General features: G+C 72.4%; 22 protein-coding genes. 14 read left to right on the top strand and 8 right to left on the bottom strand.

All coding sequences use genetic code 11. From position 1 onward, the window contains the following. A partial coding sequence (locus MYF83_RS17860; RefSeq protein WP_248961578.1) for a homocysteine S-methyltransferase family protein occupies positions 1-381 on the bottom strand: 381 nt, incomplete at its 3' end. A gap of 238 nt (positions 382-619) precedes the next feature. Between MYF83_RS17860 and MYF83_RS17855 the strand changes: the two genes are divergently transcribed. Next, positions 620-1474, top strand: a complete 855-nt coding sequence (locus tag MYF83_RS17855) for a PAC2 family protein (RefSeq protein ID WP_248961577.1) — start codon at positions 620-622, stop codon at positions 1472-1474. A 344-nt stretch (positions 1475-1818) separates the two neighbouring features. Further along, the gene (locus MYF83_RS17850; RefSeq protein ID WP_248961576.1) at positions 1819-2400 is read left to right on the top strand and encodes a hypothetical protein; all 582 of its coding nucleotides are present in this window, start codon (positions 1819-1821) and stop codon (positions 2398-2400) included. On the opposite strand, the gene MYF83_RS17845 is transcribed toward MYF83_RS17850, so the two are convergent. The 7 genes from MYF83_RS17845 to MYF83_RS17815 all read right to left on the bottom strand — a co-directional run bounded on the left by MYF83_RS17845 (position 2372) and on the right by MYF83_RS17815 (position 12174). Beyond that, a complete protein-coding gene (locus MYF83_RS17845; protein WP_248961575.1) occupies positions 2372-3124 on the bottom strand; it encodes a sirohydrochlorin chelatase in 753 nt (250 codons plus the stop codon). The genes MYF83_RS17850 and MYF83_RS17845 overlap by 29 nt on opposite strands. Continuing rightward, positions 3121-4290 (bottom strand): uroporphyrinogen-III synthase, encoded by a 1170-nt coding sequence (locus tag MYF83_RS17840; protein WP_248961574.1) that lies wholly within the window; start codon positions 4288-4290, stop codon positions 3121-3123. The genes MYF83_RS17845 and MYF83_RS17840 overlap by 4 nt, the downstream gene beginning before the upstream one ends. Next, the gene (nirD, locus tag MYF83_RS17835) at positions 4287-4655 is read right to left on the bottom strand and encodes a nitrite reductase small subunit NirD (RefSeq protein ID WP_248961573.1); all 369 of its coding nucleotides are present in this window, start codon (positions 4653-4655) and stop codon (positions 4287-4289) included. Before nirD ends, MYF83_RS17840 begins: the two co-directional genes overlap by 4 nt. Next, positions 4652-7078, bottom strand: a complete 2427-nt coding sequence (gene nirB, locus MYF83_RS17830; RefSeq protein WP_248961572.1) for a nitrite reductase large subunit NirB — start codon at positions 7076-7078, stop codon at positions 4652-4654. Before nirB ends, nirD begins: the two co-directional genes overlap by 4 nt. After that, positions 7075-8475, bottom strand: a complete 1401-nt coding sequence (locus MYF83_RS17825; RefSeq protein ID WP_248961571.1) for an FAD-dependent oxidoreductase — start codon at positions 8473-8475, stop codon at positions 7075-7077. Before MYF83_RS17825 ends, nirB begins: the two co-directional genes overlap by 4 nt. Continuing rightward, positions 8472-10574, bottom strand: coding sequence for a molybdopterin oxidoreductase family protein (locus MYF83_RS17820; protein WP_248961570.1), 2103 nt, complete (start codon positions 10572-10574; stop codon positions 8472-8474). Before MYF83_RS17820 ends, MYF83_RS17825 begins: the two co-directional genes overlap by 4 nt. Positions 10575-10809: 235 nt before the next feature. Next, positions 10810-12174, bottom strand: coding sequence for an MFS transporter (locus MYF83_RS17815; protein ID WP_248961569.1), 1365 nt, complete (start codon positions 12172-12174; stop codon positions 10810-10812). Positions 12175-12307: 133 nt separating this feature from the next. Between MYF83_RS17815 and MYF83_RS17810 the strand changes: the two genes are divergently transcribed. The 12 genes from MYF83_RS17810 to MYF83_RS42825 all read left to right on the top strand — a co-directional run bounded on the left by MYF83_RS17810 (position 12308) and on the right by MYF83_RS42825 (position 20180). Continuing rightward, positions 12308-12880 carry a peptide deformylase gene (locus MYF83_RS17810; RefSeq protein ID WP_248961568.1) on the top strand — a complete coding sequence of 191 codons (573 nt, stop codon included), beginning with the start codon at positions 12308-12310 and terminating at the stop codon, positions 12878-12880. Between the two features lie 293 nt (positions 12881-13173). Beyond that, the gene (locus MYF83_RS17805; RefSeq protein WP_248961567.1) at positions 13174-13884 is read left to right on the top strand and encodes a hypothetical protein; all 711 of its coding nucleotides are present in this window, start codon (positions 13174-13176) and stop codon (positions 13882-13884) included. A 6-nt stretch (positions 13885-13890) separates the two neighbouring features. Further along, complete coding sequence (locus MYF83_RS17800) at positions 13891-15234, top strand: SRPBCC family protein (protein ID WP_248961566.1); 1344 nt, start codon at positions 13891-13893, stop codon at positions 15232-15234. A 271-nt stretch (positions 15235-15505) separates the two neighbouring features. Continuing rightward, the gene (gene gvpJ, locus MYF83_RS44780) at positions 15506-15913 is read left to right on the top strand and encodes a gas vesicle protein GvpJ (protein ID WP_248961565.1); all 408 of its coding nucleotides are present in this window, start codon (positions 15506-15508) and stop codon (positions 15911-15913) included. Between the two features lie 2 nt (positions 15914-15915). Further along, positions 15916-16761: a GvpL/GvpF family gas vesicle protein gene (locus MYF83_RS17790; RefSeq protein ID WP_248961564.1), complete on the top strand. Its 846-nt coding sequence runs from the start codon at positions 15916-15918 to the stop codon at positions 16759-16761. A 16-nt stretch (positions 16762-16777) separates the two neighbouring features. Further along, positions 16778-16999 carry a gas vesicle protein GvpG gene (locus MYF83_RS17785; protein WP_248961563.1) on the top strand — a complete coding sequence of 74 codons (222 nt, stop codon included), beginning with the start codon at positions 16778-16780 and terminating at the stop codon, positions 16997-16999. A gap of 137 nt (positions 17000-17136) precedes the next feature. Next, positions 17137-17643, top strand: a complete 507-nt coding sequence (gene gvpO / locus MYF83_RS17780; RefSeq protein WP_248961562.1) for a gas vesicle protein GvpO — start codon at positions 17137-17139, stop codon at positions 17641-17643. A 1-nt stretch (position 17644) separates the two neighbouring features. Beyond that, entirely contained in the window at positions 17645-18127 is a 483-nt protein-coding gene (locus MYF83_RS17775; RefSeq protein WP_372500185.1) for a gas vesicle protein, read from the top strand. Further along, positions 18120-18356, top strand: a complete 237-nt coding sequence (locus tag MYF83_RS17770; RefSeq protein WP_248961561.1) for a hypothetical protein — start codon at positions 18120-18122, stop codon at positions 18354-18356. The genes MYF83_RS17775 and MYF83_RS17770 overlap by 8 nt, the downstream gene beginning before the upstream one ends. After that, positions 18349-19323, top strand: coding sequence for a GvpL/GvpF family gas vesicle protein (locus MYF83_RS17765; RefSeq protein WP_248961560.1), 975 nt, complete (start codon positions 18349-18351; stop codon positions 19321-19323). The genes MYF83_RS17770 and MYF83_RS17765 overlap by 8 nt, the downstream gene beginning before the upstream one ends. Then, on the top strand, positions 19313-19558 hold the full coding sequence (locus MYF83_RS17760) for a gas vesicle protein (protein WP_248961559.1): 246 nt from the start codon (positions 19313-19315) through the stop codon (positions 19556-19558). The genes MYF83_RS17765 and MYF83_RS17760 overlap by 11 nt, the downstream gene beginning before the upstream one ends. Next, positions 19539-20180: a gas vesicle protein K gene (locus tag MYF83_RS42825; protein ID WP_308201466.1), complete on the top strand. Its 642-nt coding sequence runs from the start codon at positions 19539-19541 to the stop codon at positions 20178-20180. The genes MYF83_RS17760 and MYF83_RS42825 overlap by 20 nt, the downstream gene beginning before the upstream one ends. The last annotated feature ends 59 nt before the right edge of the window (positions 20181-20239 follow it).

The following is a 20239-nucleotide window of genomic DNA, read 5'->3' as shown; positions in this document are numbered from 1 at the left end:
CTTGGTCCCCGGCCCCATCGACCCCAGCACGAACCGCGGCCGACCATCCCCCCGCGACCACCCATCCGCCGACTCCCGCGCCAGCCGCGCCCCCGCGACCGACAACTCAAAAACCCGATCAGCGATCCCATACTCCGCCAACGCCGCCAGATTCGCCCCGAACGTGTTGGTCTCCACACAATCAACACCAACCGCGAAATACGCGTCATGCACCCCCCGAACAATGTCCGGCCGAGTAACATTCAGCACCTCATTGCAACCCTCATGACCATCGAAATCATCAAGAGTCGGGTCATAGGCCTGCAACATCGTCCCCATGGCACCGTCCGCGACGATCACACGCTCGGACAGTGCCTGCCTGAAGGACGCTCCGCTATTCATGCGCCCAAGCCTAGCGGGAGCGCTCGGGAGCCCGTCCGCCCGCGGTGATCGGACAGCCCGCGATCGCCCGAAGCGAACAACGGCCGCCGCTCCAGACTTCTCTCAGACCCTGCTCTGCCCTCTCTGTGACACCGAGCACCCCTCAACGAATAGGCTTGTGGGGTACGAGGCCGCCGCCGGCGGCCGTGGGGCCGCTCGAAACCGTGGGCGGCCTCGGCCAGGCAGGAGGAGGCGGCGCGTGATCGAGCTCGAAGGACTTCCCGAGCTCGTCGACCCGGTGCTGATCGCCGCGTTCGAGGGGTGGAACGACGCGGGAGAGGCCTCGAGCGGCGCTCTCGCACACCTGGAGTCGGAGTGGAAGGCCACTCCGCTGGTCGAGCTCGACCCCGAGGACTACTACGACTTCCAGGTGACCCGCCCGGTCGTGGAGCTCGGCGACGGCGTCACCCGGTCGATCGTGTGGCCGACGACCCGCCTGCTGGTGGCCCGCCCGCCGGGCAGCCAGCGTGACGTGGTGCTGCTGCGCGGCATCGAGCCGAACATGCGCTGGCGCACCTTCTGCTCCGAGATCGTCGCCATCTGCCTGGAGCTCGGCGTGGAGACCGCGGTCCTGCTCGGAGCGCTGCTCAACGACTCCCCGCACACCAGGCCGGTGCCGGTCGTGGGTTCGGTGAGCGACCCGGGCCTCGCCCGCTCGCTCAACCTGGAGCTGACCCGCTACGAGGGCCCGACGGGCATCGTCGGGGTGCTCCAGCACACCCTTGGCACCGCCGGCACCAAGACCGTCTCGCTGTGGGCGTCGGTCCCCCACTACGTCGCCCAGCCGCCCAACCCGAAGGCCACGCTCGCGCTGCTGCGCCGCATGGAGGATCTGCTGGACATCCCCATGCCGCTGGGCGAGCTGCCCGAGGAGGCGCGGGCGTGGGAGCACGGGGTGGACGAGCTCGCCTCCCAGGACTCCGAGGTCGCCGAGTACGTCCGCGAGCTGGAAGAGCGCAAGGACGCCGCCGAGCTTCCCGAGGCCAGCGGTGACGCGATCGCGGCCGAGTTCGAGCGCTATCTGCGGCGTCGCGACAACGACGACGACGGCTGAGCGGAGCGGCCGGAAAGGCCGCAGGCTCCGTCGAACACCAGCTCCGCGCCACATAAAGGCGCATTTCGCATAGTTCCCGTTATTCGCCACGAGCGGTGCGGTTTTCCAGTAATAATTGGCCGCTGCGCCCGTTCTGCACCTTTGCCCCCGGGCGGCACACCCGCGCGGCAACGATTCGATAACGGGGACGAACACGACTCCGCAAACATCGTGAACGGCGCCATCCGCGTGCTGAACCTACACATGTGACTGCGCACCTTGGGACCCCCATGGCGACTCCATATCCTGATCCGCACAAGAGAGCACAGGAGACGCGGCGACGCGTCCTTGAAATGTCGGTGTTCATGAGACGGCAAGACGGGGACGACGACGTCCTCGTTCCCGACGGCGCCGGACGCCGTCCCGGGGAGGCTCTCGCGTACCCGCAACTGCGCGGCACGACCCCGGCCCAGGCCGTCGAGATGTTCCTCGCCCTCCTGCAGGACCGCCTGCCGGTCTGGCTGCGCACCCTCGACGACCTCATGTACCGGGCAGGCAAGGGCCGGGTGAACGACAACCTCCTGCCGGTGGCCCGGGCCGGCATCGACTACTACGCCGAGGTGCAGGCCGCGGCGATGCCCGCGTTCATCTCCCCGTCGGTCACGGTGCGCTTCCGCGAGGCGCTGCGCGAGACGGAACTCGGCCCCGCCTCCGAGATCGCCCCTCTGGCCGAGTACCTGGCCGCCGAGCGGGTGCTCGGCCGGGTGGCGCCGGACGTCAGGCCCGAGGCCAGCGCCCGCCTGCTGCTCGCCGGATGCTTCCGGCACGCCTACTACGAGATGTTCATCGGCGCGGGTTCGGGCCTGTCCCGTGACGACGGCGCGGTGGAGATCGTGCGGGAGCTGCGCCTGGAGGCCGTCACGCCCCCGGCGCCGGCGCTCTCCTGAGCAGGCCGGGGATCTCCCGGCTGCCGCTCCGCGGCCGGGGAACCGGCACGCCGGACCGCGCGGTGGCCTCGTCGAACCGGTGCCACACCAAGGCGGCGAGGTCGCCGTCGGCGCCCAGCGGGCGGCTGACCAGGTCGGCCTCGCTCGACTCCAGGCGGCCCTGGAAGAAGCCGGGAGCCAGCAGGTAGGAGGCGACCGCGATGCGGGGGGCCGGGCCCGAGCGCAGCCTCTCCATGGCCGCCGCGAGGGGCGGGTCGCCCGCCGAGGCGAACGCCGCGGTGACCGGGCGCGCGAGCCGTACCGACAGCAGCCGGGCGGCGGAGCGCACGTCGGCGAGGGCCGCGGGGTCGGAGGAGCCCGCGGCGCCCAGGATGACGGCGTCGGTCGCCCTAAGGCCCGCGGACGCCAGCCGGCGGACCAGCACGGAGGTGATCAGGGGGTGGGGCCCCAGCGGGCCGGCGACGAGCGCGTCCGGCCGGGATCGGGCCACGACGGCGGGCAGGTCGATGTGGATGTGGTAGCCGCCGGCCAGCAGCAGCGGGACCACGACGACCGGCCCGGGGACCGCCGCCAGCACCTCGGCGAGCGGCGGCGAGCTGATCTCCAGGTACCCCAGCTCGACCCGGTGCCCCGGCCGCGCCCGTCTCACCTGCCCGACCAGGGCCGACAGCGTGGCCTCGCCCGCGGCGCTCCGCGTGCCGTGGGCGACCAGGACGAGCGTCATCGGGCGTCCGGCCGGTCGCAGGCCAGGCGGTAGCCGCGCTTCACGACGGTCTCGACGATGCCCGAGGGGCCGAGGGCGCGGCGCAGGCGGGTGACGGCCATCTCCACCGCGTGCTCGGCCGAGTCCCTGGAGGGGCCGCCGGGCAGCACGATGCGCAGGTCCGAGCGGGGCACGACGTGGCCGGGACGCTCCGCCAGGCGCTTCAGCACCGCCATCGGGGCCGGCGGGAGCGGCTTGAGCTCCCCGTCCACGCCGACGGCGTGCCCGCGGATCTCCAGCGCGTGGGAGCCGGCGGTGACCCGGGTGACGCTGTGCTCGGGCAGGTGCCGGGCGAGGGTGCGCGCCAGCGCGCCGAGCCGGGAACGCTCCGGCTGGATGACGGGCACGCCCTTGGCCAGCAGCGGCGCCGCCGTGACCGGTCCGACGCAGGCCGCGACGACCGGGCCCGTGAACGCCCCGACCAGCGCGTCCTCCAGGCCCTCCGCCCGGGCCGCGTTGAGCATGGCGAGCACAGCCGGGGCGCTGGTGAAGGCCACGGCGTCCACCGAGCCCGAGATCGCCTGGGTGATCAGGCGGCGCAGCGGCGAGGGGTCGCGGTAGGGCAGCCAGCGGTAGACCGGCACCTCGATCACGGTGGCGCCGGCCGCGCGCAGAGCCGCCACGAACCCGGTCAGCGGCTCGCCGTGCAGCTGGACCACGATGCGGCGGCCTCGCAGGTCCTGGCCGAGGAGGTAGTCCTTGATCTCCTCGCAGGACTCCGTCGGCGGGGTCCAGTGGTCGTTCAGCCCGGCGGCGCGGACGGCGCCGCGGGCCTTCGGGCCGCGGGGCAGCAGCCGGGCGCTCGCGAGGTGGTCGGCCAGGTCGGTGGACAGCCCCCAGCCCTCGGCGGCGGCGACCCAGCCGCGGAACCCGACTCCTGTGGTGACCACGACGTCGTCGATGGGCCCATCCAGGCAGTCGCGGGTGGCCGCCAGCAGGTCGGCGTCCTCCGCGAGCGGCACGAGCCGGATGGCGGGAGCGCGGACGACGCGGGCGCCGCGCCGCTCCAGCAGGGCGGCGAACTCCTCCTTCCGGCGGGTCGCGGTCACCCCGATGGTGAAGCCCGCGAGCGCGTCGGGCGCCGTTTCCGGGGCCGTCAGCGGATCTTCCAGTAGAGCGGCCGTCATGCCGCGCTCACCTCCACGGTGCCGTTCACGACACGGATCGGATAGGTCGGGATCGCCGTCGCGGGATCGTCCAGGCAGACGCCCGTCACCAGGGAGAACGGCTGTTTGTGCATCGGCGCGGCGACCACGGGCTCCTCGCCCCTGGTCCCGACGATGCCCCGGGAGATCACGTACGCCCCGCTGAACGGGTCGCGGTTGCCGACGGCGAACAGGCGGCCGTCGAAGGTGCGGAACACCGCGACCTGGTGGCCGGCGACCAGGGCGGCGGCCCCGCGTTCGGGCAGCAGGTCGGTGTAGGCACAGATCGGAACCCACGCCTCCCGGATGCTCGACCGGGTCGCCGGGTTCTGCTGGATGATCGTCATGCGCGTGTCACCTCCACGAGAACAGGCTTGATCTGGTCGCGTTCGGCCTCGAAGACGATGGACGGGTCGGGGGTGTCGGGGGCGTTGACGAAGCTGACGAACCGGCGCAGCTTGTCGGGATCCTCGACCGTGGCGGCCCACTCGTCGAAGTAGCCGGCCACGTGCCGCTCCATCCCCGCGTCGAGGTCGGCGCAGATGCCGAGCGAGTCATTCATGATCACGGCACGGAGGTAGTCGAGGCCGACGCCCTGCACCCAGGCGGCGGTGCGCTGGAGCCGGTCGGCCGTGCGGATGTAGAACATCAGGAAGCGGTCGATCGTGCGGACCAGTTCCTCGTCGGTCAGGTCGCTCGCCAGCAGGTCGGCGTGGCGGGGCTTGAAGCCGCCGTTGCCGCCGACGTAGAGGTTCCAGCCGTTCTCGGTCGCGATGACCCCGAAGTCCTTGCCCCGGGCCTCCGCGCACTCCCTCGCGCAGCCGGAAACGGCCGCCTTGATCTTGTGCGGGGAGCGCAGCCCCCGGTACCGCAGTTCGAGCGCGATCGCCATGCCCACCGCGTCCTGGACGCCGTACCTGCACCAGGTGGACCCGACGCAGGACTTCACGGTGCGCAGCGCCTTGCCGTACGCGTGCCCTGACTCGAAGCCGGCGTCGACCAGCCGCTTCCAGATCTTGGGAAGCTCCTCCACCCTCGCGCCGAACAGGTCGATCCGCTGCCCGCCGGTGATCTTGGTGTAGAGGCCGAAGTCGCGGGCCACCTCCCCGATCACGATGAGCTTCTCGGGGGTGATCTCGCCGCCGGGGATGCGCGGCACGACCGAGTACGTGCCGTTCTTCTGGATGTTGGCCAGGAAGTGGTCGTTGGTGTCCTGCAGCGCCGCCTGCTCGCCTTCCAGGACGTGCCCGCCGTTGAGCGAGGCGAGGATCGAGGCGACGGCGGGCTTGCAGATGTCGCAGCCGCGCCCCTTGCCGTGCTCGGCGATGAGCTGGGAGAACGTCGTGATCCCGCGCACCCTGACGATGTCGAACAGCTCGGGCCTGCTGTGGTCGAAGTGCTCGCACAGCGCCTTGCTGAGCACGACCCCCTCGGAGGCCAGGATCGAGGCCAGCGCCGGCACGCAGCTTCCGCAGCTGGTGCCCGCGCGGGTGCACTTCTTGACGCCCGCGACGTCGGTCAGCCCCAGCCCGGTGATGGCGGTGCTGATCTCCCCCTTGGTGACGTTGTTGCAGGAGCAGACCTGCGCGTCGTCGGGGAAGTCGGCTTCGGACAGGCCGGCGCCCGACCCCGCGAACAGCAGGTCGCTCGGCTGGGCGGTCAGCTCCCTGCCGACCAGCGGGCGCAGCAGGCTGTAGGGCGCGGCGTCGCCCACGCAGATGCCGCCGAGCAGCGTGCGGGCGTCGTCGCTGATGAACAGCTTCTTGTAGACGCCGCCCACGGGGTCCATGTACGTCACGTCGAGCGCGCCGGAGAGCTGCCCGAAGCTGGCCACGTCCACGCCGAGCAGCTTCAGCTTGGCCGACAGGTCGCCGCCGGTGAACTCCGCCGATCCGCCGAGAATGCGGTCGGCCGCCACCTCCGCCATGGTGAAGCAGGGGGCGACCAGGCCGTACACCATGCCGCCCACCAGGGCGCACTCCCCGACCGCGTAGATCGCCGGGTCGGCGGTGCGCATCCCCTGGTCGACGACGACGCCGCCGCGCTCGCCCACGGGCAGCCCGGCCTGGCGGGCCAGCTCGTCACGCGGCCGGATCCCCGCGGAGAAGACGACCACCCCGGCGTCGATCTCGGTGCCGTCGGCGAGGACGACCCGGTCCTCCTCGATGCGGTTCAGGCCGGTGCCGGTGTGCACGGCGAGGCCGAGCCGTTCGATGTGCCCTCTGAGCACCGAGCCGCCGCCCTCGTCGACCTGGCGCGGCATCAGCCGGCCGCCCATCTCGACGACGTGCGTGGACAGTCCGAGGCCGCGCAGCGCGTCGGCGGCCTCCAGCCCGAGCAGCCCGCCGCCGACCACCACCCCCGAGGCGGCGCCCGCGGAGGCCGCGCGGATGGCATCCAGGTCGTCGATCGTCCGGTAGACGAAGGCCCGCCCGGCGCCCGGCACCGGCGGCACGAACGGAGCCGACCCGGTGGCCAGCACCAGGACGTCGTACGGCTCCTCGTGCCCGCTCGCGGTGGTCACCACGCGGCGGTCGCGGTCGATCGAGTCCACCCGATCGGCCAGCCGCACCGCCGTCAGCCCCTCAGGGGCGGGATAGGTCAGATCCGAAAGGGAGGCGTCCGTCAGGTAGGAGGTCAGCGCCACCCGGTCGTAGGCGGGCCTCGGTTCCTCCCCGATGACGGTGATCGTTCCGGTGAATCTCCTGTCGGTCAGCGTCTCGACGAGCCGGTGGGCCGTCGGCCCATACCCGACCACCACGATCCTCACGCGCGGACCTCCTCCTCCTGCTCGCACAGCCAGCCGATGATTCCCTCCACCGCGTCCCGGCAGCTCCCGCAGCCGGTCGTGGCCCTGGTGGCCGCCGCCACGGCGGCCGTGTCGCGCGCGCCCGCCTCCCAGCAGGCGCGGATCCGGCCCTTGGTCACGTTGTTGCACTCGCACACCCGCGCCGAGTCGGGCATGCGCACCGGGCTGTCCGCCGGCGTCGCGTGCTCCAGGCCCGGGAACAGCAGCCCGGCGGGGTCGCCGGGAAGCTGCCCGCCCCGGTCGTACAGCTGTGTGAGCGTTCCCACGGTGGGCGCGTCTCCGAGCAGGATCGCGCCCACCAGGCGGTCGTTCCTGATCACGAGCTTGCGGTAGATGCCGCGCGCCCTGTGGGTGAAGCGGACGACCTCGACGGCCTCGGCGGGATCCTCGGTCAGGTGCGCCTCACCCATCGAGGCCAGCTCGACGCTGCGGGCCTTCAGCCGGGTGACCAGGCGCGATCCGCGGTACCTGGCCGCCCGGTCGGCCCCGGTGATCAGGTCGGCCACCACGGCCGCCTGCTCCCAGGCGGGCGCCACCAGGCCGTACACCGTGCCGTCGTGCTGGGCGCACTCCCCGATGGCGTAGATCGCCGGGTCGGAGGTGCGCATCCTGTCGTCCACGACGACGCCGCGGTTCACCTCGAGGCCGGCGTCCCTGGCGAGGGAGACCAGCGGCCGCACCCCGCAGGCGAGGACCACCAGCTCCGAGGCCAGGATCTCTCCGGTCGCCAGCTCGACGCCGTGAGCGTGGATCGCCGTGACCCGCGCCCCGGTCCTGACGGTCACCCCGAGCCCGGTCAGCGCCTCGCCGAGCACCAGCCCCGCCTCGGGGTCGAGCTGGCGCTCCATCAGGTGGCCGGCCAAGTGCAGCAGGGTGACCGGCATGCCTCGCCCGGCGAGGCCCCGCGCGGCCTCGACGCCCAGCAGGCCGCCGCCGACCACCACCGCGCCGGTCGCGGTCGCCGCCGCCTGGAGGATCCTGTGGCAGTCGTCCATGGTCCGGAACGCGATCGCCCGCGTGGCGCCGGGAATGGGCGGCACGACCGGCTCGCTGCCGGTGGCCAGCACCAGCACGTCGTACGGCTCGCGCCCGCCGTCGTCGGTGAGGATGGTGCGGGACTCCGGGTCGATCGCGGTGACCGTGACGCCGAGCCGGGTGGTGACGCCTTCGGTCTGGGCCGGCAGGCGCACCTGCTCAGGGCTCGCGGTGCCGGCGAGCACGTTGGACAGCAGCACCCGGTTGTAGGGCCTGCGGGTCTCGGCGCCGAACACCGTCATGTCGATGTCCTTGTCGCGCGCCCGGACCTCGTCGGCCAGCCTTCCACCGGCCATGCCGTTGCCGATGACGACGAGCTTCACGCGTCCTCCCCCCGATCGGAGGGCTGGGATCCGGCCCGCTCGACGTTCACGGCGCAGACCTTGAACTCCGGCATCCGGGACACCGGGTCCAGGGCCGGGTTGGTGAGGCGGTTCGCGCCCTCCCAGTGGAAGGGCATGAACACCGTGTCGTGGCGCAGCCCCCGGCCGACCTTGGCGACGGCCTCGGCGAAGCCCCTGCGGCTGGACACCCTGACCAGGTCGCCCGAGGCGACGCCGAGGTGTTCGGCCAGGTCGGTGTGGAGCTCCACGAAGGGCTCGGGCGCCGCCTCGTTCAGCGCCGCGACGCGCCGGGTCTGCGCGCCGCTCTGGTAGTGGGCGAGGACGCGCCCGGTGGTCAGGTAGTACGGGTAGTCCTCGTCGACCTCCTCGGCCACCGGCCGGTGCTCCACCGGGAGGAACCTGGCCCGGCCGTCCGGCGTCGGGAACCGGTCCAGAAAGGGGCGCGGGGTGCCCGGGTGGTCCTGCGAGGGAGCCGGCCAGAAGACGCCGGTCTCGGCGGCGATGCGCTCGTAGGTGATGCCCGAGTAGTCGGCGACGCCCCCCGCGCTGGCCCGGCGCAGCTCGTCGAACACCGTGCCGGGATCGGCGGAGAAGCCCTCGTCGTGCCCGAGCCGCGCGGCCAGCGCGGAGATGATCGCGAGGTCGCTCCGCACCCCCGAGGGCGGAGCGACGGCCTGGCGGCGGAGCAGCACCCTGCCCTCCAGGTTGGTCATGGTGCCGTGCTCCTCGGCCCACTGCGTGGTGGGGAGCACGACGTCGGCCATGGCGGCGGTCTCCGACAGCACGAAGTCGGAGACCACCAGCAGGTCCAGCGCGGCGAGCCGCCCGGCCACGTGGCTCGCGCGGGGGGCCGACACCACGGGGTTGGACCCGAACACCAGCAGCGCCTTGGCACCGCCGTCGGTGCCGAGCGCGTCGAGCAGCTCGTACGCCGAGCGGCCGGGCCCGGGAAGCTCATCGGGGTCGACGCCCCAGACGCCGGCGACGTGCGCGCGCGCGGCCGGGTCGTCGATCCTGCGGTAGCCGGGGAGCTGGTCGGCCTTCTGCCCGTGCTCGCGGCCGCCCTGGCCGTTGCCCTGCCCGGTGACGCAGCCGTACCCGGAGCCGGCCCGCCCCGGCAGGCCGAGGGCGAGGGCGAGGTTGATGAAGGCGGTCACCGTGTCGACGCCCTTGGAGTGCTGCTCGGCGCCCCTGCCGGTGAGGATCATCGCCTTGCCGGCGCCTCCGAGGAGGTGGACCGCCTCGCGCATCCGGGCGACCGGCACGCCGGTGATCCGCTCGACGCGTTCGGGCCACCAGGCGGCGACCGACTCGCGGACCGCCGGGAAACCGGTGGTGCGGGCGGCGATGTAGTCCTGGTCGGCGTACCCCTCGGTGATCGCGATGTGCAGCAGCCCGAGGGCCAGGGCCAGGTCGGTGCCCGGTGTGACGCGCAGGTGCAGCGTGGCCTGCCTGGCCGTCCGGGTGTCCCTGGGGTCGACGACGATCAGCGCGTTGTTCAGGTGCCGCAGAAAGGGCGGCATGGTCTCCGCGACGTTGCCGCCGACCATCATGACGGCGTCCGCCTCGGCGAGGTCGGTGATGGGGAACGGCAGCCCCCGGTCCATCCCGAACGCCCGGTTGGCGGCGGCGGCCGCCGAGGACATGCAGAAGCGGCCGTTGTAGTCGATCTGGCTGGTCCGCAGCGCCACCCGGGCGAACTTGCCGAGCTGGTAGGCCTTCTCGTTGGTGAGGCCGCCGCCGCCGAACACGGCCACCGCGTCCGCGCCATGCCGCGCCTGGGTCTCGCGGATGGCGCCTGCGATGCGGTCGAGCGCCTCCTCCCAGCTCACCGGCACGAGGGGGCTCGTGCGGCTCGCGCGGGCGAGCGGCGTGGTGAGCCGCACGCCGCCGGTGAGCAGTTCGCCCGCCGTCCAGCCCTTCTGGCAGAGCCCTCCGGCGTTGGCCGGGATGTCGTGCCGCGGGGTGATGGTGAGCGTGCCGCCCGCCGCCTCCCCGATGCCGCCGCTGACGTACATGCCGCACTGCAGCGCGCAGTACGGGCAGTGCGTCGCCTCTCCCTGATGGACCGGCGACATCACAGGCGCCGGCGGGGAAAGTGAGATCGGCATGGGTTCGATGGTGCTTTCACGCCGTTTCACCGTTGGGTCCCTCCTGTTACCTCTGTGCTACAAGCCGCCAACCGCGTTCACATCGGAGCGGGTCCGATGTGCGCACATCACCGGCCTCAGGCCGTGAGCGGCGATACGCGCCTTCGCCCGGGCGGCACCCGATGTGGTGCCGCCCGGGCGGGGTCCGCTCCCGGAAGCGGGCTCAGACGCGGGCCGTGGCGAGGCTGGGGGCGAGCCGCACGCCGACGGTGCGCAGGTAGCAGAACCAGGTCAGCGCCGCGCACAGGACGTAGAAGCAGGCGAACGCCGCCAGCGCGGCCCCCGCGCCGCCGGTCGCCGCGATCGAGGTGCCGAAGCCACGGTTGATGAAGAACCCGCCGAACGCGCCGATGGCCGAGATGATCCCGATTGCCGCCGAGCTGTCGCGCCTGCCCTTCGCGGCGGCGGCCTCGTACGCGGCCCGGTCGTCGGCGGAGACGCCCTCGACCGCCTTGGCCTTGAAGATGGCCGGGATCATCCGGTAGGTGGAGCCGTTGCCGATCCCGGTCAGCGCCACCAGGAGCAGGTAGGAGCCGAAGAAGAAGACGAAGCTGTGCGCGCCGAGCCCGAACCCGACCAGTGCGATGGCGCCGCCCATGGCGACGAAGTTCCACAGCGTGACCCGTCCTCCGCCGAGCCGGTCCGAGAGCCTGCCGCCGAGCGGCCTGATCAGCGAGCCGACGAGCGCCCCGAGGAAGGCCCAGGTGACGGCGGAGGTGTACTCGGGGAACTGGCTCTTGATGAGCAGGGGGAAGGCGGTGGTGTAGCCGATGAACGAGCCGAAGGTGCCGATGTAGAGGAAGGACATGATCCACGTCTGGGCCCGGCCGGCGATCTTCAGCTGCTCCCTCGCGCTCGCCTTGGCGGTGGTGAGGTTGTCCATGAAGAAGAACGCGCCCACCGCGGCCACGATGATGAAGGGCACCCAGAACAGGCCGGCCGCCGCCAGCCCGAAGCCGGTGATCACGAGCGGCATGACGAGCTGTACGGAGCTGACGCCGATGTTGCCGCCGGCGGCGTTCAGGCCGAGCGCCCAGCCCTGCCTGCGCTCGGGGTAGAAGTAGGTGATGTTGGCCATGCTGGAGGCGAAGTTGCCGCCGCCGAGGCCGGCCGTCGCGGCGATGAGCAGGAAGGCCCAGTACGGCGTGGCGGGGTTTGCGACGGCGATGGCGAGCAGGGCGGCCGGCACGAGCAGCAGCAGGGCGCTCACCACCGTCCAGTTGCGGCCGCCGAACTTCGCGGGCGCGAACGTGTAGGGCAGGCGCAGCGTCGAGCCGACCAGGTTGGGCAGCGAGACCAGCCAGAAGAGCTGGTCGGTGGAGAACCTGTAGGCGCCGAGCTTGACGGCGACGATGCTCCAGACGGTCCAGAGGGTGAAGCCGAGGTGTTCGGCCAGGATGGAGAATGCCAGGTTCCGGCGTGCGACGCCCTTGCCCCGGCTCTCCCAGAAGCCCGGGTCGTCCGGGTTCCAGTCGCTGATCCAGCGGCCTCTCGCCGCGGTGGTTTCGGTCGCCTCCGTCACCGTCACGGTTCCTCCTGCGTTGCTCCGGGGGTGGGAGGACCTGAAGGTATCGACGCGGATCACACCGCCCGACGACGAATGTCAGATATCGGCGTTACGTCTGACGCACGGGCGAAACATGTGATCTACAGGCATCACGATGGCAACACGGATTTACAAAGGTTGCCCGGGCGGCCGGGAGGGCATCCTCTCCAGGAACTTCCACGGAGTCCTCGTCACCCCCGGGAGCGGCATGACCAGCGTCCAGCCGATCAGGCTTTTCGCAGACCCCGTGCTGCGCACCGTGGCCCAGCCGGTGACGAGCTTCGACCGCCCGCTGCGCGACCTGGTGAAGTCGCTCCAGCTCACCACGCGTGCCGGCTCCGGCCGCGCGGGGCTCGCCGCGCCGCAGATCGGCGTGCCGCTGCGCGTGCTGACCTTCGAGCTGGACGGCAGGTCCGGCCACCTGGTGAATCCGCGCCTGGAGCTGTCCGAGCGCACGGTCGTGGCCGACGAGGCCTGCCTGTCGGCGCCGAACCTCTGGTGGCCCTTGGAGCGGTCCTATTCGGTCGTCGCGCGGGGGCGCGACATGTACGGCAAGCCGGTCACCGTGCGCGCGCTCGGCATGCTGGCCAGGGTGCTCCAGCACGAGGTGGACCACCTGGACGGCGTCCTGTTCTCCGACCGGCTCCCGGCCGAGGAGCGGGAGCGGTTCCTCGCCGCCATGGCGTAGGGCCTCCCGGCACACCTCCCACCGCGCGTGCCCCTCTGCCCGCCTGCACGCGGGCGACGGCACGACGGCGAACATTTCACCATCTTTGGGCTCCATGTCCACTTTTTCCGGCAATGAGCGTTCTGAGGCAATGTGGCCGGGTAGGGCACTCGACGATCCGGAAGTGAGCCGCTTCCGTACATCGGGGGCATCCCGCTTCCCGCCGCATGCGCCAGACAGGCGCGAATCCAGGTGAACCGGAGGCGGCCTCACCGGGCGGATCCCGAGACGGGAAGCCGGAGAAGGAGGCAATCGTGACAGACGGACTGAAGGTGGCCCTGGCCGTCGCCCTCGGCTACTTCCTCGGCCGGCACCGCAGGTTCAAGCTCGCGGTCGCGCTGGGAGTGGCGGGAGCCACGGGGCGGCTCGGCGGCACGCGCGGCAACCTCCTGGAGCAGGGGCTGAAGCTGGCCGGTTCCTCCCCGGAGCTGGAGAAGATCATCAACAGTGTCCGGGGCGACCTGTTCGAGGCCGGGAAGGCCGCGGCGAAGGCGGCGGCGAGCAGGCAGGTCAGCACGCTCAGCACCAAGCTCCAGGACCGGGCCGAGGCCCTGCAGCACGCGGCGAACGTCGCGGCGGGCCTGGAGGAGGCCACGGCCGGCGCGGCCGAGGGGGCCACCAAGACGGCCAAGGGCGGGGTCACCAGCCTCCGCGACCGGGCCACGGGAGGCTTTCGCGCGGCCAGGTCCCGCGTGCGCCCGCGCGCCGAGGAGGAGCCCGTAGAGGAGGAGCCCTACGAGGAGGAGGAGTACGAGGAGGAGGACGAGTACGAAGAGGAGCCTCCCCCGCGGCGCGGGCCGCCGGAGGACCGCGAGCGGCCCGCCGGACGCGGAACGCGAAGGCCGGCCGAAGAGGACGAGGGGCCGAAGGACGAGGACGAGGACGAGGAGCCCAGGCCGCGCGGCCGGGTGGTCCGTGACCAGCCGCCGCCACGTACACGGCCGATCCACCGGACCCGGAGGTGACCTTCGATGGCGGGCGAGATCAAGGAAGGTCCGGGCGCGGCGACCAACCCTCTCAAGCACCAGATGCGCGGGCTCGCCGGCCTCGCGGGCAAGCTCGCGCTCTCCGCGGTGCGGCGCAGGGTCGAGGACACCACCAAGCGGCTCACCGACTTCGCCGAGAGCGGCGGGATGCGCACGGTCGGGCAGCTGGCCGGGACCGAAGGCCGTATGGGCCGGTTCAAGGGCCTGGCCAAGCTCGCGTGGGGCGGCGTGAAGAAGAAACTGGGGTTCGGCGGGCGAGGCACCAAGAAGCTCAAGCTCACCAACATCGTCGAGTCCCTCGACATCGGCGCCCCGATCCGGGTGGTCTACAACCAGTGGACGCAGTTCCAGGACTGGCCGAAGTTCACGAAGAAGGTCGAGAAGGTCGTCCAGGAGAGCGACGAGAAGCTCACCTGGCAGGCGAAGATCTTCTGGTCGCGGCGGACCTGGCAGTCCACGATCTCCGAGCAGGTGCCGGACGACAAGATCATCTGGCGTTCGCAGGGCGCGAAGGGCTACGTCGACGGGACCGTGACCTTCCACGACCTCACCCCGGACATGACCCGGGTGCTCATGGTGCTCGAGTACCACCCCAAGGGGTTCATGGAGCACGTCGGCAACATGTGGCGGGCGCAGGGCCGCCGGGCTCGCCTTGAGTTCAAGCACATCCGCCGGCACATCATGACCGAGGACCTCCTGCATCCCGACGAGGTCGAGGGCTGGCGCGGGATCATCCACGAGGGCGAGGTCGTCAAGGACCACGAGACCGCCGTTCGTGAAGAGGAAGAGCGCGAGAAGCGCGAACGCGGCGAGGAGCCCGAGCCCGAGGAAGCCGAGTACGAAGAGGGCGAAGAGGGCGAAGAAGAAGGCGAGGAGGCCGCCGAGGAGGGCGCGGAGCCGGAGGAAGGCGAGGAGGAGGCCGAAGAGGAAGAGGGAGAGCCCGAGGAGGAGCCCGAGGGCGCGCCCGCCGCTTCGGAGCGCGCCGAAGGCGAGGAGGCCCGCGAGGGCGAAGGGCATCGGACGCGCCGGCGCCTTCCCTGGGGGCCGAGGCGCGAAGAGCACCGGGAGAGGCCGAGGGGACGCGAGAGCGCGGCGGAGGAGCGGCGCGGCCGGGCATCCCGGCCCGAGCGGCCCGAGAGGTCCGAGCGGCCCGAGAGGTCCGAGCGGCCCGAGAGGCCCGCGAGCGAGGAGCCGCGCCCGCGCGGCCGGCGTTCCGAGAGCGGCGAGCACGAGGAAGCGCCCCCGCGGCGGCGCAGGCCGGAGACCGAGCACGAGGAACCCCCGCCACGGCGTCGGCCCGCCCCCAGACAGAACGAACGCAAGGAGTAGAGCCTTTGACTTCCTCCCCGCGGCTGAAGCCGGAGGATTCCAACCCTCGCAGGTCGGACCTTCCTGCTTCACCGGCGACAGCCCCCGGGACGAACCCAAGCCAGGGTCTTACGCAGCCTCCACAAGCTGCACATCCCGCCGGCCCGGCGGTAAGCCCAACGGCTTGGTCCTCGCCGCCGGGCAACCCCGGACCTACACCAACCCGTGCCGCACCGTACCGCGTTTGCACCCCAGGGCCGAAGCCCGGGGCCGCCACACTCAAGGAGATTCGATGACCATCGTGCAGCCCTCAGCCGGCGGAGCGGCCGGACGACCGTCCTCATCGGGTGGCGGACTGGCCGACGTGATCGACACGATCCTCGACAAGGGCCTCGTCATCGACGCCTACGTCAGCGTCGCGCTGGTGGGCATCGAGTTGCTGACCATCAACGCCCGTATCGTCGTCGCCAGCGTGGACACCTACCTGCGGTTCGCCCAGGCGGTCAACCGGCTGGACCTCGCGGAAGGCCAGAAGGGGCTTCCCGAGCTGATGCAGGACATGACGCAGGGCGTGGCCAAGTCGAAGACCAAGGGCATCGCCCAGGGTGCGCTGGAGGCCGCCGGCGAGCGGCTGCGCGACTTCATCAGCGAGCCCGCAGAGGAGCCGGCGCGCCGCAGGCGCGGGCGCGAGGAGGACTGACCATGGCACGTTCCACCGAGACGGCACGCTCCAAGCCCCGTCCCGCGGCGCAGGGCTCCGACCGGGCCGGCGAGGAGGCCGGCACGCCTGGCCCGAAGGAGGAGCGGGCGACGGCGTCGTACATCTACGGCATCCTGCCCGCGGACGTCGAGCTGACCCCCGAGGCCCGCGGCGTGGGCGACCCGCCGGGCGAGATCAGGCTGGTCCGTCACCAGGACATCGCGGCGCTGATCAGCGACCTGCGGCCGAACCGTCCCCTCGGCAAGCCGCAGGATCTGATGGCGCACCAGAACCTGCTGGACGACGTGGCCGCGGAAGTGCCGGTGCTCCCGCTGCGCTTCGGGGCGGTCATGGAGAGCCCGGAGGCGGTCGTCCGGGAGCTGCTGGCACCCCATCACGACGAGTTCCACGAGGCGCTGGAGCAGCTCGAGGGGCGGGCGCAGTACGTGGTCAAGGCCCGCTACGAGGAGGGCACGGTCCTGCGGGAAGTTCTGCGCGAGCAGCCGGAGGCGGCCCGCCTGCGCGAGGAGATCCGCGAGCTCCCCGAGGAGGCGACCTGGGACGCGCGCATCCGGCTCGGCGAGATCATCAACCAGTCGATCGAGGCCAAGCGCGACGCCGACACCCAGGAGCTCGCCGAGGGCCTGGCCCCGCACGCCGTCACGATCGTCATCAGGGAGCCGACCCACGAGGAGGACGCCGCCCACCTGGCCGCCCTGGTGGAGGCCGACCGGCAGGAGGAGTTCGAGGCGGCCCTCGAGGAGTTCGGCCGCCGCTGGGCCGACCGCGTCACCCTGCGGCTGCTCGGCCCGCAGGCGCCCTACGACTTCGTCACGACGCAGAGGTGAAGAAGGTGGCAGGGAGATGGGCCTGTTCAAGCTCCTCTTCGGGTGGCCGCTCGCGCCGGTCCAGGTGCTGATCCGGCTCGGCGAGCTCATCGAGGAACAGGTGGAGCAGCAGCTCCACGATCCGGCGTCCGTACGACGGCAGCTCGAGGAGGTCGAGCAGGCGCGGGCGGCAGGGCAGATCTCCGAGGAGGAGAGCGCCCGCGCCACCGAGGAGATCCTGCAGCGGATGATCGGCTAGTGCGATGTCCACGAACGTTCGCCGGGTCGGCCGACGTACGGCGGCGCCGCCATCGCCGTACCACTTTCTCGTCGTCGCGGCGCCGATTTCGCGGACGCCACAGCGGGCGGAAAGGAAAGGCGACCCGGTGAAGGTATGTGGACCTCGCACTTGCGGGGGTCACGCACGTTCACCGGCCGCCCGCCCGCGGCGGCAAGGCCGGGCGCAAGGAGGTGATGGGGGTGCCTGCCAGTCGCAGACCCCGTGGTGAGCGGATCGCCGGCCGTCCCGGCGACCCCTACGAGTACGACAGGGCCGGTGACGACGCCGTGGAGGAGGAATTCCTCGACGAGGAGCCGAAGCCGGAGCCGGGGCGCCGGAGGGCGCGGACGTCCCGGCGCCTGACGGCGGCCACCGCCGGGCGCGCCGGGCTGGACTACATGACCGACCTGACCGGCAAGGACATCGAGGGCGTCACGCTCGTGAAGCCTGCGGGCGACGGCTGGAGCGTCGAGGTGGAGGTGGTCGAAGACCATCGGATCCCCTCCTCCGGCGACACGCTGGCGATCTACGCGATCGACCTGGACTCCGAGGGCGACCTGGTCTCCTACCGGAGGGTACGCAGCTACAAGCGCGCCAAGGGCGACACGGGCGGGGTGTACTGACATGTCCGATCCGACGCGACCCGCGAACGTGATGTCCTCCTACAGCGCGCCGCGCGCGCCCGTGGCACGCGACTCGGGCGGCAACCTCGGCGACATCCTGGAACGCGTGCTGGACCGCGGCGTCGTGATCGTGGGCGACATCCGGGTGAACCTGCTGGACATCGAGCTGCTCACCATCAAGCTGCGGCTGCTGATCGCGTCGGTCGACACGGCGCGGGAGCTCGGCATCGACTGGTGGGAGCACGATCCGTGGCTCAGCTCCAAGGACCACGACCTGGTGGAGGAGAACCGCCGGCTGCGGCGCCGGCTCGCCGCGGTCGAAGGCGAGCAGCTCGCGGTGGTCGAGGACGAGCGGCTCGAGGTGGAGGACGAGCGGGAGGAGCCCGAGCCCCGGCGGCTCGAGCGCCCGCGAAGGGCCCGCACCTACGAGCCCGAGCGCGAGACCGCCTACCGGCCCACCCGCAGGGAGAACCGCGATGACTGACCCGACCCCCAACCCGACCACCACGCCAGTCGCCCCGTCCCCCCACCCGACCACCACGACGACCGACCCTGACCTCCGCCCGAGCACCACGACGACCGCCACGGACCCCCGACCGAGAATCACGACGACCGACCCCGGCCCCCACCCGACGATCGTCGGCGGGAGGACGGTGCCGACCGGCGTGGGGCCGTATCCGGGGCTCGCCTGCGAGGAGGAGCGCGGTGGCTGACACGGGAACGTACCTGTACGCGGTCACCCGGCAGGAGGACCGCGCCGATCCGGCCGCCCTCTCCGGGCTGGAGGGCGTGACCGGGGCGCCGGTGCGCGCCATCACCCATGCGGGGCTGGTCGCGTACGTGAGCACCGTGCCGTTGGAGGAGTTCGGGGAGGAGCCGCTGCGGCGCTCGCTGGAAGACCTGGACTGGGTCGGCGAGACCGCCCGCGCCCACCACCGCGTCGTGGAGGCCGTGGCCGAGACCGCCGCCACCGCCCCGGTGCGGCTGGTGACCGTCTACAGCGGCGACGACCAGGTCCGCGACATGCTGGACCGGCGGCGCGGCGAGTTCGCCGCCATCTTGGCGCAGGTCGCCGGGCGCCGGGAGTGGGGCGTGAAGGCGTACGCGGACCGGCCCGCCGCGCCGGCGGCCTCAGGCACCGCCCACCCCACGCCCACCTCAAAGACCTCCCCGACCTCAGGCACTGCCGGCACCTCGGCGACCTCGGAGACCGCCGGCACCCCGGCCACCTCAGGGACCTCGGGGACCGCCGGCACGTCGGCCACCTCAGGGACCTCGGCGGTCTCGGAGACCTCGGGCGGTCTGGCGGGCCGCGAGCCGCCGAGCACGAAGCCGGGCACCGAATACCTCCGGCGCCGCAAGGCGAGCCTGCGCAGCCGCGACCAGGCCTGGCGCGAGGCCGCCGAGCGCGCCGAGCGGATCCACGCCGCCCTGGCGGACGTCGCGGTCGCGAGCACGCGGCACCGCCCCCAGGATCCGCAGCTCTCGGGGCGCGAGGAGTGGATGCTGCTCAACGGCGCCTACCTGGTGGACGAGGAGCGCCGCGAGGAGTTCGCCGCCACGCTGGAGGCGCTTCGCGGGCCGGGAGTGCAGCTCGAGCTCACCGGGCCGTGGGCGCCGTACTCCTTCACCGCACTGGAGGCCGCCGGCGCGGCCCCGGAGGACCGCGATGGTCCGTGAGTTCGCGCCGCGGGGCGCCGAGCTGGCCGCCGAGGGCAGGCTGCCCGCCGAGCGCGTCGCCCTGGTGGACCTGCTGGACCGCCTGCTGGCGGGAGGCGTCGTGATCACCGGCGACCTGGTCCTCTCCATCGCCGACATCGACCTGGTGCGCATCTCCCTGCGGGCGCTGATCATGTCCGTACGGGAGTCCGAGCCGCTGGAAACGGGGGTCCGCCATGGGCGATCCCGGCCGTGAGCCCACCCCGCCGCAGCCGCGTCCCGGCCGCAAGCCGCCGCCGAGGCCCGGCCCCTACCCCGAACCCACGCCCCCACCCGGCCCACATCCCGAACCCATGCCCCCGCCAGGACCTGACCCGTACCCCGTGCCCACGCCCGGCCCGCATCCCGAACCCACGCCCGGCCCGTACCCTGAGCCCACGCCCCCGCCCACGCCCGGCCCATATCCCGAACCACCGCCGGGCCCGCATCCCGGACCCACGCCCCCGCCGGGGCCCGGTCCGTACCCCGAACCCACACCCGGCCCGTACCCCGAGCCCACGCCGGGATCGGGTCCTTACCGTGAACCCCGCCGGTCGCGGTCGGGGCCATGGCGGCTGGACACCGACCCTGAGACGGTCGAGCGTGACCTGACCCGCCTGGTGCTCACGCTGGTCGAGCTGGTCCGGCAGCTCGTGGAGCGCCAGTGCGTGCGGCGCATGGACCAGGGCGACCTGTCCGACGACCAGATCGAGACGCTCGGGCTCACGCTGATGCGGCTGGAGGAGGCCATGACGGAGCTGTGCGAGCGCTTCGACCTGTCCCCCTCCGACCTGAACCTCGATCTCGGGCCCCTGGGCACGCTCCTGCCCACCGACTGAGCCTCCGCCCGCGCCGCACGGGCGATCGCACGACGCGGGCCACCAGGACCATGTGAACC

The organism is Sphaerisporangium perillae, from assembly GCF_023276435.1.
GTDB classification, from domain to species: domain Bacteria; phylum Actinomycetota; class Actinomycetes; order Streptosporangiales; family Streptosporangiaceae; genus Sphaerisporangium; species Sphaerisporangium perillae.
This window is presented reverse-complemented; position numbering and strand designations above follow the sequence as displayed.